This window comes from Morganella morganii (assembly GCF_041099235.1).
Taxonomy (GTDB): Bacteria; Pseudomonadota; Gammaproteobacteria; order Enterobacterales; family Enterobacteriaceae; genus Morganella; species Morganella morganii_E.
On record NZ_JBFZSO010000004.1, the window covers coordinates 1 to 15,244 of the forward strand.

General features: G+C 43.3%; 16 protein-coding genes and 1 other RNA gene. 9 read left to right on the forward strand and 8 right to left on the reverse strand.

The window, feature by feature from the left end:
- A partial coding sequence (locus AB7038_RS08420) for a hypothetical protein (RefSeq protein ID WP_369453115.1) occupies positions 1 to 231 on the forward strand: 231 nt, incomplete at its 5' end.
- Between the two features lie 185 nt (positions 232 to 416).
- On the opposite strand, the gene AB7038_RS08425 is transcribed toward AB7038_RS08420, so the two are convergent.
- The 3 genes from AB7038_RS08425 to smpB form a co-directional block, all read right to left on the reverse strand.
- The gene (locus AB7038_RS08425; protein WP_369453116.1) at positions 417 to 1,784 is read right to left on the reverse strand and encodes a PIN-like domain-containing protein; all 1,368 of its coding nucleotides are present in this window, start codon (positions 1,782 to 1,784) and stop codon (positions 417 to 419) included.
- Between the two features lie 80 nt (positions 1,785 to 1,864).
- Positions 1,865 to 2,228, reverse strand: a transfer-messenger RNA (tmRNA) gene (gene ssrA / locus AB7038_RS08430).
- A gap of 48 nt (positions 2,229 to 2,276) precedes the next feature.
- Positions 2,277 to 2,759 (reverse strand): SsrA-binding protein SmpB, encoded by a 483-nt coding sequence (gene smpB / locus AB7038_RS08435; protein ID WP_004238509.1) that lies wholly within the window; start codon positions 2,757 to 2,759, stop codon positions 2,277 to 2,279.
- A gap of 300 nt (positions 2,760 to 3,059) precedes the next feature.
- On the opposite strand from smpB, the gene AB7038_RS08440 reads away from it, so the two are divergent.
- Together AB7038_RS08440 and AB7038_RS08445 are read left to right on the forward strand one after the other, a co-directional pair.
- Complete coding sequence (locus AB7038_RS08440; protein WP_004238510.1) at positions 3,060 to 3,494, forward strand: type II toxin-antitoxin system RatA family toxin; 435 nt, start codon at positions 3,060 to 3,062, stop codon at positions 3,492 to 3,494.
- Complete coding sequence (locus tag AB7038_RS08445; protein ID WP_072870737.1) at positions 3,487 to 3,786, forward strand: RnfH family protein; 300 nt, start codon at positions 3,487 to 3,489, stop codon at positions 3,784 to 3,786. The genes AB7038_RS08440 and AB7038_RS08445 overlap by 8 nt, the downstream gene beginning before the upstream one ends.
- Before the next feature lie 55 nt (positions 3,787 to 3,841).
- Here the strand turns inward: AB7038_RS08445 and AB7038_RS08450 are convergent, their stop codons facing one another.
- From AB7038_RS08450 to AB7038_RS08470, 5 genes are all read right to left on the reverse strand, one after another.
- Positions 3,842 to 4,741: a fimbrial protein gene (locus AB7038_RS08450; protein ID WP_369453117.1), complete on the reverse strand. Its 900-nt coding sequence runs from the start codon at positions 4,739 to 4,741 to the stop codon at positions 3,842 to 3,844.
- Between the two features lie 102 nt (positions 4,742 to 4,843).
- Complete coding sequence (locus AB7038_RS08455) at positions 4,844 to 7,384, reverse strand: fimbria/pilus outer membrane usher protein (RefSeq protein ID WP_369453118.1); 2,541 nt, start codon at positions 7,382 to 7,384, stop codon at positions 4,844 to 4,846.
- Positions 7,385 to 7,435: 51 nt separating this feature from the next.
- Entirely contained in the window at positions 7,436 to 8,110 is a 675-nt protein-coding gene (locus AB7038_RS08460) for a fimbrial biogenesis chaperone (protein ID WP_369453119.1), read from the reverse strand.
- 59 nt (positions 8,111 to 8,169) lie between these two features.
- A complete protein-coding gene (locus AB7038_RS08465) occupies positions 8,170 to 8,688 on the reverse strand; it encodes a fimbrial protein (RefSeq protein ID WP_046892588.1) in 519 nt (172 codons plus the stop codon).
- 866 nt (positions 8,689 to 9,554) lie between these two features.
- Entirely contained in the window at positions 9,555 to 10,082 is a 528-nt protein-coding gene (locus tag AB7038_RS08470; RefSeq protein WP_369453120.1) for a histidine phosphatase family protein, read from the reverse strand.
- A gap of 358 nt (positions 10,083 to 10,440) precedes the next feature.
- On the opposite strand from AB7038_RS08470, the gene AB7038_RS08475 reads away from it, so the two are divergent.
- The 6 genes from AB7038_RS08475 to AB7038_RS08500 all read left to right on the forward strand — a co-directional run bounded on the left by AB7038_RS08475 (position 10,441) and on the right by AB7038_RS08500 (position 15,225).
- Positions 10,441 to 10,944 (forward strand): GNAT family N-acetyltransferase, encoded by a 504-nt coding sequence (locus tag AB7038_RS08475; protein WP_072870751.1) that lies wholly within the window; start codon positions 10,441 to 10,443, stop codon positions 10,942 to 10,944.
- 37 nt (positions 10,945 to 10,981) lie between these two features.
- On the forward strand, positions 10,982 to 11,491 hold the full coding sequence (locus tag AB7038_RS08480) for a DUF2569 domain-containing protein (protein ID WP_072870754.1): 510 nt from the start codon (positions 10,982 to 10,984) through the stop codon (positions 11,489 to 11,491).
- 15 nt (positions 11,492 to 11,506) lie between these two features.
- Positions 11,507 to 11,947: an STM0539 family protein gene (locus AB7038_RS08485; protein WP_369453121.1), complete on the forward strand. Its 441-nt coding sequence runs from the start codon at positions 11,507 to 11,509 to the stop codon at positions 11,945 to 11,947.
- Between the two features lies 1 nt (position 11,948).
- The gene (locus AB7038_RS08490) at positions 11,949 to 12,761 is read left to right on the forward strand and encodes a DUF2145 domain-containing protein (RefSeq protein WP_369453122.1); all 813 of its coding nucleotides are present in this window, start codon (positions 11,949 to 11,951) and stop codon (positions 12,759 to 12,761) included.
- A gap of 278 nt (positions 12,762 to 13,039) precedes the next feature.
- Positions 13,040 to 14,446, forward strand: a complete 1,407-nt coding sequence (locus tag AB7038_RS08495; protein ID WP_143970699.1) for a purine-cytosine permease family protein — start codon at positions 13,040 to 13,042, stop codon at positions 14,444 to 14,446.
- A complete protein-coding gene (locus AB7038_RS08500; RefSeq protein ID WP_369453123.1) occupies positions 14,446 to 15,225 on the forward strand; it encodes a creatininase family protein in 780 nt (259 codons plus the stop codon). Before AB7038_RS08495 ends, AB7038_RS08500 begins: the two co-directional genes overlap by 1 nt.
- Positions 15,226 to 15,244 lie beyond the last annotated feature (19 nt).

Here is a 15,244-nt window from a genome sequence, read left to right on the forward strand (position 1 = left end):
GCGATCTCCTCAGGATACATATCAGTATGGATGAAGATCTCTGAAAGTGAATGGGACTTTTTTCCGGGATACTTACAAACCGCACGAAGTAATCCACTTCACCACGTAAAACGCACTACACCGCACCCGCCTGCGGTTTTTGGATCAGAAAATTATTTCAGTTTTAAAATTCTTCAAACCGGTACGCCAGACCGCGCCACTGCTGGGGCGTTGCAGATATCCTGCAACTGAAATCTGTGAAAGGTTTTTCAGTTTTTTTCAGTCAGAAGATCTAAAAAAGGATCGCGATAAAAATCAACACATTGAAATTAAAGGAAATATTCTATTTTACGTGGGAAAGAAAAGATCACCACAAACGCCGCAGAATTACAAAAAGCCAAGAACGGCGCGGCGTTGCGGGATTTGGAAAACTGAAATCACTGAGAAAAAACTATTTTTGCAAGATTATTATTTATATCATCTGTTATTTCAGTAATTTCCTTTTTATATACAGATAAAGTTTTCTCAAATAACAATAAATCTTTTTCCGTTAGATTGTTTTTATATCCATCATGAACCTTACGTTGTAAAATATTAATATCCATTTCCTTTTCAAATAACAAATCCAAAAACCCAGGAAGCATTAATATTAAAGAGTTAATTTGGGTATTTTCACCAACTTTATATTTCTCACCAGCTATATGAATAATATTTTCAGTACTTTCAATTTTAGACTTAATTATGCTAATTTCATTTAAAATACCACCTATCCTCTCATCAAAATAAAAATCGCCTTGACCATTATCCTTCTTAAAATCACACTCTATAGTTTTATTACTATTATAATGCGATAAGGTCACTTCTTGTAATTGTCTCACTTCCGATAATGATGATTCTTCTAGATCTATATCTTTAATATACTTCTTAGATTCAAATAAAAACGTAGATTGAGTTATCATTTTAAATTTATTAATCGTTGAATTAGATAATATTTCGGTATTCAATGCTTGAAGGGCACCATGACGGTGTCCTTTAAGTTCATACCACCAATCATCTTTTAAGTCATCACAAACAAAAATAATATTATCAACAGTTCCATCATTACCTTTTTTTATTATTTCCTTCCATAGATATAAGTCACCAAATTTTCGTTTATATGTTATAGATGAAAAAATAAAAGTATCTTCATCTTTTAATTTTTCATCTTGATAACCAGGAGGTATTTTATTTTCAAATCTATTCTTTCCTTCAACATTAAATTCATTTATATCATCTTGACTAAAAGGCTCACCAACTTTATCCTTTATAATTTCGTCTACTTTTTTTCTAACCACATCATTTTTTGAAATATTTTCTTTATGCTGAATTCTTATAGATATTTTTTCATCTATATATTTATCTATAGATTCTTTGATATTTTCTTTCAATTTATCCAACTCACCGGAGAGGGGGCTATAAAGATTTTTTTTAAATTTACCATTTAAAAAGCTATTTGATATTGAGTCTGGAATTTTTTTTAAAGATTCTTCAAATTCTTGCAAACTTGATAAGCTTTCATAAATAACTTTTTTTCTATTTCTCTGATATTCAAGACCCACCTGAAATGGTATCCATACTCTGTCTGCAATAACCGTCATGACAGAAAGTATATCATTTTGAGTTTTTTCCTCACATCTATACAAATTCAAGAGACAATTAGTATCAAAAATAAAAAGCGTTTTATCATCATTCCAGATAGATTCCATCTCAGAATCATCCAAAGAATAGAAACCAGAGAAAATATTTTTCATATATAATAACCCCATTGCATAAAATCCGTGGATGGACACAAAACGGACATTATCAAAAAAAAGGGCTACGCTTTCGCGTAACCCCTTGTTTTATTTGGTGGAGCTGGCGGGAGTTGAACCCGCGTCCGAAATTTCTACACCTTCGGTACTACATGCTTAGTCTGGTCTTTACATTCGCTTGCCAGCTGCGGACAGACACGCCACTAACAAACTAGCCCGATTCGTTTTAATGCTTTCTCCCCGGGCAGGAAGTCCACACGATCTCTTTTGGGTTTGACCTCTCTTGATCCCCGTCCTAAGAGCGGAGGCTAGGGAGAGAGGGCTCTGAGCAGGTTATTAAGCTGCTAAAGCGTAGTTTTCGTCGTTTGCGACTATTTTTTTGCGGCTTTTATCGTGGCCAACCGCCCCACGGCATGCACCTTGGGTTTCGCAAATCCCGTCGAATCCAGAATCAGCCCCAAGTTGTGAAACGCAGTATATCAGAAAATCAGTACGGAATACCAGTACTTAACGCCCTGCGTGCTTCATAATTCTTGCTTTGTCTAATTTCCACTCACGTTCACGGATATCATCGCGTTTGTCGTGTTCTTTCTTACCTTTGGCAATGCCGATTTTGACTTTGCACCAGGCGTTTTTCCAGTACAGCGACAGTGCGACCACGGTGTGCCCGTCACGGTTGATTTTGCCGTACAGGCTGTCCAGTTCACGCTGGTTGAGCAGCAGTTTGCGTGTCCGGGTCGGGTCGCAGACAACGTGGGATGAGGCCACGCTGAGCGGTGTGAAGTTGGCACCAAACAGGAAAGCTTCGCCGTCACGGAGGATGACGTAACTGTCCCCCAGGTTAGCTTTACCTGCGCGTAATGATTTGACTTCCCAGCCCTGCAGCGCCAGACCTGCCTCTATCTCTTCTTCGATAAAGTAGTCGTGGCGGGCGCGTTTGTTCAGCGCGATGGTGGCAGAGCCTGGTTTGTGAACTTTTTTCTTTGTCATAATGACCACTATTATACGTTATGCACACCCGAAATAAATTGCTTATTTATCCGTCGCACGGTAAATGCTGCTATTTTAAGCGCCTTTGCGGGTTTTCTGTCCCTGTACGCTGTTTTTAACATGTCAGCGGGATTTGGCAAGTGCTTTTTGTGACAAACATCTTTGTTGTCATTAAGATACATTCTGTCATCAGCACACGCCGCATTGTGCATTTATCTCCGCGCCGGAGCACAGTATAATACGATTTAACAGGCGGCGATAATTTCCGCCGTTTCGTGATTTTTGACTGCAGGATGTGTTATGCCGCAAATTAGCCGCTCCGCACTGGTTCCGTTCAGTGTGGAACAGATGTACAACCTTGTGAATGATGTCCGTGCGTATCCGGAATTTTTACCGGGCTGCGTGGGAAGCCGTATTATCAGCCACGAGCAGGATGAGATGACCGCGTCTGTGGATGTATCCAAAGCCGGTATCAGTAAAACCTTTGTGACCCGCAATCAGCTGACCAGCAATCAGCATATCCGTATGCAACTGGTGGAAGGCCCGTTCCGTAAACTGATGGGCGGCTGGTCGTTTATTCCGCTGAGTCCTGAAGCGTGCAAAGTTGAGCTGAATCTGGATTTTGAATTTACCAATAAACTGGTTGAGCTGGCCTTCGGCCGTATATTTAAAGAGCTGGCCGGTAATATGGTGATGGCATTTACCAAACGGGCAAAAGAGGTTTATCGTGTCTGATATTTCTGTTGAAGTCTGTTATGCCCTGCCTGATAAACAGTTTCTGATCCCGGTGAAAATAAACGAAGGCGCCACGGTGGAAGCCGTTATTCTTGCCTCCGGTATTTTGTCATTACGGGATGATGTGGATTTAACGCAGAATAAAGTCGGTATTTTCAGCCGTCCGGCAAAACTGACGGATATTGTCAGTGATGGTGACCGCGTGGAAATATACCGCCCGCTGATCGCAGACCCGAAAGAAATGCGCCGTAAACGTGCAGAAGAAGCCAGCCGTAAGAAGAAAGAGAGCTGATGACAGACCTCCCGGCAGATAATTCCGGGAGGTAACGCAGATATATGTCCGTTTATCAGTTAAACCGGATGATATATTCCGCAGTTCCTGAGAACGGCCCCGGCTCAACCCGGCTTTTCAGCTTATAAATATAGGCCGTGACTGACGCATTTAACTGTTTTTGCATATCGCCGAGATACGCCCTGTTTTTCGCAGTAATTTGTTCCTCACCATAATAAAGTACAAACCCGATAGCCGGATTCGTTGAGGCGATAACTGATTTATCCGCCTGTGCAAAACGCGTTGTCTCACTTAATATAATCGAAACACTTTTGGCTGTTTTTTCATTACTGCAACTGACTGAAAGCGTATTATCAGAGCGGATACCTGTTCTGCCCGGTTCTGCCGGAAAATCAGAAATCTCCAGGTCACGGAAATCATAGGCTATCTGCGGAGTATCAATAACACATGTTTCAACGGTATCGATATTGGCGGATAATTTCAGTCTCGCTATCGTTTCATGCCCGCTATTTTTTATCAACCCGACTTGTGATGAAGATAATCTCAGTGGTTCAGGATTATCTGTTGCCGCATAGATGGAAATGGCGGCACGGGGAATGTACATAATACCGTTCCGGTTTTCCGCAGAAAAAGCCACACCCTGTGATGAATAAGGCTGAACGCCGTCAAGACGGACAGAATAGGCATAGTCCTTATTAAGATAATATGCAGGTACACCGTTAATCATTCTGAAAAACTCAGGCGATGAATCACTGTTCAGCTGCGTCGTAACCAGCCATAACTCTTCATATGTACTGTTATTACAGGTGGAAATATTATCTACCTGTAATGTATCAGTAGCCAGCAATGCACCTGCGCTGATTTTGCCTTCGATACGCGCCAGCAGATGTGATTCTGCTGTTTTGAATACGGCAGTGGTGTTACCGCAATCCGCTGAAGCCGGTATTGAAAGCATAAGTAATACCAGCATCAGCCATCTATTTTGATTATTCCCTATCATCATAACCTCACTTAATGCTATTTACCGGCAGTATCTGCCGGTATTGTCATATTCCGGTCAGCGGCAAACTGCATCGAAAATATAAAACCCATTTACTTTTCGTTTTCCGTCAATATCATAAGAAAAACTGCATTGATACTGATTCTTATCTCCCCAGGTAATCCGGATATCATTTTTATCTTTTGCACCAGTGAGATAAAGCCGTCCATAGTTACTGACATAACTGCGCTCATTGTCATTTTCTGAATAAGCACCAAACGGAATCAGCTGACCATCTTCGTCCCGCAGTGTGACCAGAATTTTTGTTCCGAGTGTCGTTTTATAATCAATTAAAACAATTGCGCCACGGGTCGGATATATTTCTTTTATTGTTGCTTCAATTTCAGCATTTTCCGGCAAGGTCAGGTTATCAAGACGGATACTGTTATTACGGTAGGGAATAAGATTAGAGACGACAGCCAGGCCCGAGCTGTCTGTTGCCACACCGGGACTGTTAATAATATGGACACCTTCTGCACCCGGTGTATATATTAATCCGTTAGTATTACCCAGCGGCCGTGATAATACGACGCCGTACCCGCTCATAATAAGAGAGCCGCTCAGGCCATAAGAAACCTGCCGATTATCTTTCTTATAAGAATAACCGGCATTCACATCGCCATAACGCCCTTTATACCTACTGTGTACGCTGCCATAATTACCGTTCCCTTTATTTCCATACCCCTGCTGAACGTTCCATGAGAGATTCTTTTCATCCAGAATGATACCGCCGATTCCTGCGTAATTATCAAAGTTCCCGTCTTTGTTATACGATGCTCCATAAGTTACCCACTGGTCTTTAAAGCGGCCATGCAATGGAATACTGATATTTACAGAAATAACATGGTCATTATTACGTTCTGTTTCAAATATATCTGTTGTATAACGTTTTCTGTTGAGTGAATTTTTATAATATGCGTAATTAACATTCAGAGATATATCATCAAATATATTCGAATAACCAACGTTATAGGATTCCGTACTTTTTTCTTCATTATTATAATATGTATTATAGGTCTGATGGGATACTGTCGCATTCAGTGTACCAAAATCATCCGGTAAATCCTGAGTCACTGTCAGTTCAAATTGTCCTTTACGCATCAGATATGCCGACGTATCAGCCTGACCGCTGTAATAATCAAACATATCTGTCATGGTGAGATAATCACCACTCATATAACGATATCCGGCGAAACTAATATTTGTGCCTGTGCTTTCCAATGATTTTGAATAGCGAAAACGAAATGCTCTGCCGTCCATATCTTCAATAAAATCCGGACGTGCTCTGGTGAACATAATATCCGCAGCTACTGCACCAATAACCGGAATATTCATCCCAAGACCGGCATCATAGGCCTGATAACGGGATGCTGTCTGCACACCACCGAAAACCGTAGTATTGTCGGTTAATCCGTAAAATACATCTGTCTGCATGAATTTTGTTTTATCACCTGTCCCCTCCGAATTCCTGTAATGATTCATTCTGTACTCACCAGCAGTGATACTGTATTTATAGCGACTTTTACGCTGCATGAAATTCAGAGATGAAAAAGGAACAACGGAACGGAACTCACTGCCATCAACACCTTTACGGACAACATACAAATTCTCTCCGCTGTTCAGCGGAATAACATCTGTTAACTCATAAGGCCCTGCGGGAACATTAGTCCGGTAAATAACATACCCGTTCTGATATACTTCAATCGTGGAATCTATTGTTGCCACACCGGTGATAGTCGGTGAATATATACTGGCATATTGCGGATACATCTGATCATCAGACCATAGTTTTATTCCACGAAACTCTACGTTATTAAAAATATCTGAATCAGAAAAATTATCACCAACCAGAATGTTACTTTTTATTGATCGCAATGGACGTTCAATATAATTCAGCTGGCTTTCCCATTTTTGATAGCCATTCGTATTTTTATTCCAGGTACTGTTGTTACGGTAGCGCCAGCTGCCGATATTTATTCCGGAACGCAAACTCAGATAAAGAGAATCATCTGAACTGTGGTTTTTACTATCCTCCATATGCAGACCGGAAAAACTGTAATCAGTGAAAACTGAAGGAATGCCGTCATTCCATAGTAACTCCTGCCTGGTATCCAGCGCTTTCTGATCAAAAGCCACCTGTGGCATACTGAGATATAAACGGCCAATATTCCCTTTAAATTCAGCATCAGCTCCCGGAATCCCGCTCAAATTAACACAATCCCCGGACTTGTCTAATAATGAATAATATTCCGGTTTTATTCCGTAGTCGGCTAATTGAACATCTGAAAAGCAAGGCTGTAGTTTATTTGTATTTTTATCAAGATTTAGCAGAACTTCCTGCGTATTGACATATTTTTCATTCAAATAGACATCAACCCGGTAAGTTCCGGGTATAAAAGATGATTTTTCAAATGCAGATAAATCGACATTAAGCGCCTCACCCGACGGGCTGGTCAGGAAATCCGGATCAAAGTAGTCGTCAGCTTTTGCAATGTTAACACCAAACAACACAACAATCAGAATTGAACTGTAAGACAATGTTCTTTCTGATGATTTCATAATAATATCTCCATGAAAATCCCTATCATGAAAAGAAAATTTATTTAAAAATCACAATTCAGCCTGAAACAGATTTAATTTTCCCAAATCATCAATTAATGTATACCCTACCCTGGATGGCTTCTTTTTATTCCCTACAGAAACCAACACTGAAGACTCAGGCTCTATATAACTTGGTGATTTTAAAATCACATCATTAACTTTGACTTCACTAATATTAATGAAGTATTTTGTCGGATTTTTAAATTCTATATTACCATCAACATACCGGACAGAAACTCTTTTAAACACTTCCACTGGTTCAGAGAAAGATAATGATTTCGGTCTGTAAATAACTTTAATTCTATTATTAACGGCAAATGTCAATTTATTTGTATTTATATCTTTATCCGTTGAAGGAATAAATTTTACATTCAGCCAATACAGCGATTCCCGATCTTCCGGCAAATCACCGACCATCACAACCCGGAGACTGCTCGATGTATTACTTTCCAGTTTAAATAATGGCGGTGTTATTGCAAACTTATCAGTTTCTTTATCATTTTCATCCAAAACCCAGCTTTGAATAAGATAGTTTATTTTATCTCTGTTATGGGCACTTACACTACCTTCATTCTTTCCGTCGCTGATAACTATACGCGTCGAACCCAGAGATATATCAGCAAAACTGTTATTAATAAATATACATGAAAAGATAAGTATAACTATTTTAATTGATTTAATCATAACTCCGCCTAAAGATAATTAACAGGGCAGAATTATCTGCCCTGCAATAGATATATCTGTTAGTTATAGGTAATAGTATAATCTACCGTTGCATTAATGCGACCCGCTGTCACTACATCTGCAAGACTGATCAGGTACGGCTGAAACTCAAAAGTGGCTTCACGGCTGACAATTGCTTTACCGGTAACTGTACCATCTACCTGACGGTAGGTATTGGTATCTGAATCAACTAACACGATACCCAGACCTTTGGCACTGTTTGCCGTGTCTTTTAATTTAATTATATCGTTACCGTCACGTTCATTCGCTGTCAACGCCAGATTTGCTGTATTACCATCACATTCTGTCAGTGAAAGAATTACTTTTTCATCACTTTTAACCATTGTATACATAGCAGGGAATTCACCGGTTTCGTGAACACCCATGTCAATATAAACATTCTTGGCGCCATTATTAACTGTACATGTAGGCGCCTTCACTGAGCCGGTAAAGAAAATTTTACCGGTATTGTCAGCAAATGATGAAGCACTGAATAACAGGGCAATAGCAGTTGGTAAAACAGCATACTTAATTTTCATAATATTTCCTTTTATAGAAATTAACAGTAATAATTTACAACTCCATTTTTAATTTCGGCTATCAGCCGTAAACTAATCATTAACTGTGTATACTAGAATATTGACACCCAAATTTTTCTATCTGAAAAAATTAAATTAAAATCTATTGTTTTTACGTATTTCGTTCTTAATTAATATTCCTGTTATAAATCTTCGCATGCAGAAAGAATATATTTTTTAACAGGCTCTGCACACTGTGCAAACACTATAATTTATATTTTTCGTCAGTCCAGAATAATTTAATGCATATCGTATTCATACTTCACAATTGTATTAATATTAAATAAATTTAATGGGTGTATGTTTTAATAACTAAAAATCCAATTATTGATAAATATCATGTTTAATCCTTACATCAATGATACTACTAATAAAATACTCTTACTTGATGACTAATTAAACAATAACTCATTGATTTAAAATGAAAATAAAATACCGGCAAATAACGAAAAACAAGTAAATATCTTTAGATGAAAATTGACAAACAGCATAAATGCATAATGTTGAAATAATAATCAGGAAGAGTAACCCAGAGTTAAATTAAATTGACTTCATTTAATTTTACTTTATGCGCATAATAACTGCACAGGATTTTTTATACGTGAGGAATTCAGACAGGAATATTATAAAATACTGACAAACTATCTCTATTATTGAGATTTTTCTCATCTGTAAAAGGAATAAAAACCGCATCCGAATTACGTAATAAATAAGTAATTTTACACTATAGTACGGCCTTGCTGTTATTTTTCATCCTTTTTTATTTTAAAGAATGAAAATAATTTTATTCTTATTTATATCAATAAATAGCAGAGAACCCACTCCACTCAGGAATAATAATCTTTCAGATTGTTCAGTCCCTGTTTTTCCTGAGAGAATGCAATACTGATATCCTGTTCCTCTCTGGTAATTGTCAGAACCCACAGGCTGTCAAAATCATCACGCGGCCAGGCCGGCATATCGGAATAATCCCCGCCGGTCTGTTTCAGAATATCCCTCACCACTTTTATCAGATTATCGTGTTCCCAGACCACAAAGACCGTATGCCCGTGATGTGTTTTATCCAGTAACGCATCGCGCAGAGCTTTGGTTTCTTTGGCGTGAAATTCCAGATGCACCGGCAGTGACAGGCGGACAGCCACCGGGGTGATGGTCTGAAGGGAACGCAGCGAATTGCCGAGCTTGCTCTGTTTCGGTGCGGCGGCATACAGGGCATCCGCCTTTCCGTAACGGGCGATCAGGAGATCCGCCAGCGCCAGTGCGCGGTTTAATCCTTTGCCGGTTAACTGCCCGCTGTCGTTATCCGGTTTTTCGCCGTGGCGCAGAAAAACCAGTGTCTGTACTGAATGTGTCATCCGGCTGATACCTGATTTGCAGAATACGGATTTAAGAAACCGGATGTCCATGACAATCCCTTTTGTTTCCGGAAGGATTTAGTGTAATCGTCCGCCGCCGGTTAGCCTACTTTTTTGCGTGAATTTTTATTTTTCAGAAAAAATGTACTTTCCGGCTTATGTCAGTATGTTACCCCGCTTATTTTATCGTCATCTTTCATTCTCAGACAGTTTGATCCGTGAAAATGAAAATAACAGGAAAAAACACGGTTACTCCGTTTTTGCTTTCCCGGTAAGGCTTTTTCGTTCCGTTGACGGGTACACTATTTCGATGCCATTAATAATGGAATATAACAGTATTACATCAAGGATATTATTTATGCGTCAGATTACCATCCGCTTAGCCGACCCTTCCGATGCGGCGGCACTGTGCGATATGCACCAGGATTTTACGTCTTATGCCAATACCTTACAGATGCCGTACACCTCGCGGAAGTTCTGGGAACACCGGATGAGCCAGGGTGATCAGTCAGCCACCCGGCTGGTGGCGGTTATTGACGGCGTGGTGGTCGGGCTGCTGGGTATTAATCAGAACAGTAATCCCCGCCGCCGCCATGTGGTGAATTTTGGTATTACGGTAAATAAAAGCTACCGCGGCCAGGGTGTCGGCAGTGCATTAATGCAGGCAATGATTGATTATTGTGATAACTGGCTGGGGATCCGCCGTATTGAATTAGAGGTGTTTGCCAATAATCCGGATGGCCTGGCACTGTATGAAAAATTCGGTTTTCAGCGCGAAGGAATTGCCCGCGATTATGCATTCCGCGACGGGCGCTATGTCGATGCTATTCTGATGAGCCGGATTAACAACCAACCCCAATAACCGGATAATCCGGAAAGACGAAAACGGAAAATAATGTATGGAACATAAATGGGTCTGTATTCAGTGCGGGGAAAAAGAGATTCCGCAATACGCGGAATATTGTGATGAGTGCGCGGAAAAACGGATGTCGCGGATCGGCGGCTGGCTGTGGCTGCCGTTAATTACCCTTTTTCTGTCACTGGGTGCCGGTGGTTACTCGCTGAGTGAGTGGTATGATTTATATCAGCAAAATGCGGGGTTTATTCCTGACCGCGTATTGCAGGTCATGTATATTAATATTGCTTTTACCATACTGACCATGCTGCTGATACTGACAACACTGTATTATTTCTTCAGGCTCTCCCGTTATCTGCCGAAGCTGTTTATTGCCTTTATTCTTTTTGCCATCGCCTCGGAAGCCATTCAGGAAATAGTGCTGGTTAATCTGCTGGATGTTAATGTGGACTTCACTCTTTATTATCCGCTGATAAGATTGGTCATTTACGCTATCATCTGGGTTTCGTATTTCCTGGTGTCTGAACGGGTAAAAAGAACGTTTGTTCATTAATTTAAGGGAAACAGCATGAATAAGTTTATTTTTCCGGCAATATTATGTGCCGCCACACTGGTCACACTGCCTGCGAATGCAGGTAAACTGCCGGATAATCCTTATTTATCGGCTGCGGTACTCAGTAGTGCGGGCAGTGTCTACAGTTCTGTGATGATAAGCGGTGCGATTTTATCACCGATCATTTTACCGGCTCAGCTGAGCGCGGAGTCTGTGGAAAACAATAAAAAAGAAAAAGTCACCACCATCACCGGCAAGACCGATAAAAATGAAGATATCGCCCTGCTGGTCGCCACTGAAAAACTGGAGAAAATCCCGGTGAATCCGGGTGACAAACTGACACTGGAACCGGCCGAAAAAGGCCCCGGTGCGTATCTGAAAAAGGACGGGAAAATCATTTCCCATATGGTGACTCAGGATGATCGTGAATTAACCCATCAGGAGAAGATGCCATAATATGCGACTGCTGAAATCCGTTTTTGCGGCTGCCCTGCTTACTGCGTCCGGCCTTGCATACAGCAGCAGTCAGAACTGTGCGGATAAATCCCCGCCCACACCGCAGGAAGCCGCACAGCGTACCGCACAGGCCAAAGTGCTGAATGACTGGCTGGAGAAACAGGGCGACCGGGTCGTTCTGCTGGTCCGCCAGGGTCAGGCACTGAGTGACTACGGGCTGAGCTTTTCCCATGCCGGTTATGCCGTACGGGAAAGGAACGGCACCTGGCGGGTGTATCATAATCTCAACACCTGCGGCACCGCGCAGTCTGAGCTGTGGATCCAGGGGCTTTATCAGTTTATTGATGATGACCTGGCCGGAAATACCATCGCCACCCTGCACTTTCCGCCTGCATTGCAATCCCAGCTGCTGAAAGTACTGCGTGATCCGGAACTGCGCAAAGCCCTGCACAATCCGGCTTACAACATGGTGGCGCATCCGTTTGCGACCGACAGCCAGAACTCCAACGGCTGGGTGCTGATGGTGTTCGCCGCAGCCCGCTCTCCGGGCGTGAATTCGGTTTCTGCCGGGGTAAACTGGCTGAAATCAGAATTCTATATCGGCTCTTCCGCTGAGGCCGGGCTGATCAAACGGGCACTGGCAGACAACCTGATGCCGCATATGTCCACTGACGGGCAGCCGGTGACCGGTATTGTCACCTTTAACTCCGGCGACAGCCTGCTCGGGTTTCTCAGCCGTTACGGTAAATTCCGGGTTGAGTGCAGTCACGGCAGCTTCGGCAGTGCCGTCTGTATGGTGCCGCTGCCGGAATAATTACCACCCCGGTTATTTTATATCCTGCTGCCATTATTTCTGATGGCAGCATTTTTCGTCGCTTTTTTGTTCCCCTTCCCGTTTATGTGATTTTCCGCCCCGCTTTTACCGACAACCTGTCCGTTATATTAAATTTTCTTTTCCTTTTATTTTCATTAATTTAGTTGCAAACAATTACTTTACCAGGCTAATAATAAATCATAACAAGAGCATGGCCTTTTATTTTAAAAACACTTTTAGCGGCAACTGCCAACACCACGTAAGACAGGGGAAACACCATGAGCAAACACGAAACGTCATCCGCGCCTCCGGCGCATGACCACGATTTTATGTTTACGCCCATACCGATGACACACCGCCGCGAGACCTGGAAACAGGTGCTGGTCTGGATAGGTTTCGGTTATGTGGCAACCGGGTTATTTATCGGCGGCGCCCTGGCCGGCGCCAACGGCGGGCCGGGAATGTCATTTCCGATGGCACTGCTGGCTATCGCCATCGGGATGGGATTGTTGTTTATTCTCACCTCGCTGCTCGGCATTATGGCGCAGCGCACCGGGCTGAGCCTGGCGCTGATCAGCCGTTTTTCCTATGGCCGTTTCGGCGCGAACCTGCCGATGATTGCTATGGGGCTGCTGACCCTCGGCTGGTTTGCGGCGATAACCGGGATGGTCGGGGATATCTGGGGCACGTTCCTGGGCAATCCCAGCGGGATCATCGTCTTTAACCCGGCAGAGCACGGCTACAACGGCGTGCCGATCACCCTGGAAGTCTTTCTTTCCTGTGTCGTCGCCGGTCTGTTGTTTACCTACACCTCACTGCACGGCATGAAAGGACTGGAAATTATCGCCATTCCGGTATCGCCGATTATTATGATTATCGCCGTAATCACCGGCTATGCCATGTTGCAGGAGGGCGGCGGGTTATCGGTCTTTATTGAGAATTCCAACCGTAATGAAGGATTGATGCTCTCCACCGCGATCACGATGGTGGTCGGCAGCTGGATTGCCGGGGCGGTGATGGGGGTGGATCTGTTCCGCTTTAATAAGAGTATTTCTGCGGTATTCTGGGGATCGGCGGCCTGTTTTATTTTCACCAACCCGCTGCTCAATGTGGTCGGTTATATCGGCACCATGACCGTCGGGATGCCGAACTACATTACCTGGATGATCGAGAAAAGCTTCCTGCTGGCGCTGATCGGGGTGATCACCTGGACACTGTCACTGTGGACCACCAACGACGCGGAACTCTACTGTAACTCGCTCTATACCGGGCCGGTGCTGGATTCCGTTGGTGTGAAAGTGAATAAAAACGTCCTGATCCTGACCACCGGGATTATCGGTACTGTGCTGGGGGCTATCGGTTTTTACCAGATCTTCTTTGCTGATTTTATTAACTATCTCGGCATTATGGCACCGCCGCTGGCCGGGCCGCTGCTGGCGGATTACTACATCACCCGCAAATGCCGCTACGACATCACGCAGATTAACAGTCAGCCGAAATACAACTATGCCGGGGTGATCAGTGCGCTGGCCGGGATGGCTTCCGGTCTGGTGATGGCACTGAACAACATTCTGTCTGACTGGCCGACCGGCCTGCTGGCATTAGTTATTACCGTTATTATTTATCTGATATTGCATCCGCTGCTGGCGGCAAAAGCCACCTCACCGGCCACAGGGAGATCATAATGAAAAAAGTCTATCTGAATGAATTTACGACTGAAGAGCTGAAAAACCGGTTCGATAAGGGCGAAATTGACAGCGCCATTACCATTTTCGGCAGTTGCGAGAGCCACGGCCCGCATCTGCCGCTCGGTCCGGATCTGTTTGTGCCGGAAGCCGTTGCCCGCCGTGCGGCACAGCGTTTGTCCCGCACGATTGTGGTACCGGGTGTGCCGTTCGGCACTTCCGCACACTATAACGGCACACCGATGGCGATTAACATCCGCTTTGAAACCGTCATTGCGATTGCGGAAGACATGTTTGAGAGCCTGATTCAGTACGGCATCAAACACATTTTTGTCTTCAATGGTCACGACGGGAATATTCCGTCGCTGGATATCGCGCAGCGAAACGTCAAAGCGCGTCATAAAGATGTGGTCTTTGCGTTCCTGCCGGCCTGGTGGTCTGTACTCGGCGGCCGTCTCGGGGATAATTTCTTCCGTGAATGGAACGGTCTGGGGCATGGTGGTGAGGGGGAATCCTCCATTACCGCTGCGGTATGTCCTGATCTGTGCGACCTGAGCAAAGCGGTGCGCCAGATGCCGGAAGACAGCATCCGCCACGGCGATAATGTGCAGATTATGTGGGATATCACCGAGGTGTCTGTCACCGGTGCCACCGGCGACCCGACTTACGCCAGCATTGAGAAAGGCGAAAAAATGCTGGATGCCCTGACTGACCTGGTGGTGGAAAGTATTGAGGCGCTGGAAAAAACCAACTGGAATTATGATTTACGCGCTAAGTAAAGAGTAAGGAGCCCCGCAA

Coding starts and splice junctions, on each gene's coding strand:
- AB7038_RS08455 (WP_369453118.1), bottom strand. CDS start 7,384: ATGAAATCATCAGAAAGAACATTGTCTTACAGTTCAATTCTGATTGTT.
- AB7038_RS08480 (WP_072870754.1), top strand. CDS start 10,982: ATGGAACATAAATGGGTCTGTATTCAGTGCGGGGAAAAAGAGATTCCG.
- AB7038_RS08475 (WP_072870751.1), top strand. CDS start 10,441: ATGCGTCAGATTACCATCCGCTTAGCCGACCCTTCCGATGCGGCGGCA.
- AB7038_RS08485 (WP_369453121.1), top strand. CDS start 11,507: ATGAATAAGTTTATTTTTCCGGCAATATTATGTGCCGCCACACTGGTC.
- AB7038_RS08450 (WP_369453117.1), bottom strand. CDS start 4,741: ATGCTTTCAATACCGGCTTCAGCGGATTGCGGTAACACCACTGCCGTA.
- AB7038_RS08460 (WP_369453119.1), bottom strand. CDS start 8,110: ATGATTAAATCAATTAAAATAGTTATACTTATCTTTTCATGTATATTT.
- AB7038_RS08500 (WP_369453123.1), top strand. CDS start 14,446: ATGAAAAAAGTCTATCTGAATGAATTTACGACTGAAGAGCTGAAAAAC.
- smpB (WP_004238509.1), bottom strand. CDS start 2,759: ATGACAAAGAAAAAAGTTCACAAACCAGGCTCTGCCACCATCGCGCTG.
- AB7038_RS08440 (WP_004238510.1), top strand. CDS start 3,060: ATGCCGCAAATTAGCCGCTCCGCACTGGTTCCGTTCAGTGTGGAACAG.
- AB7038_RS08495 (WP_143970699.1), top strand. CDS start 13,040: ATGAGCAAACACGAAACGTCATCCGCGCCTCCGGCGCATGACCACGAT.
- AB7038_RS08465 (WP_046892588.1), bottom strand. CDS start 8,688: ATGAAAATTAAGTATGCTGTTTTACCAACTGCTATTGCCCTGTTATTC.
- AB7038_RS08470 (WP_369453120.1), bottom strand. CDS start 10,082: ATGACACATTCAGTACAGACACTGGTTTTTCTGCGCCACGGCGAAAAA.
- AB7038_RS08425 (WP_369453116.1), bottom strand. CDS start 1,784: ATGGGGTTATTATATATGAAAAATATTTTCTCTGGTTTCTATTCTTTG.
- AB7038_RS08490 (WP_369453122.1), top strand. CDS start 11,949: ATGCGACTGCTGAAATCCGTTTTTGCGGCTGCCCTGCTTACTGCGTCC.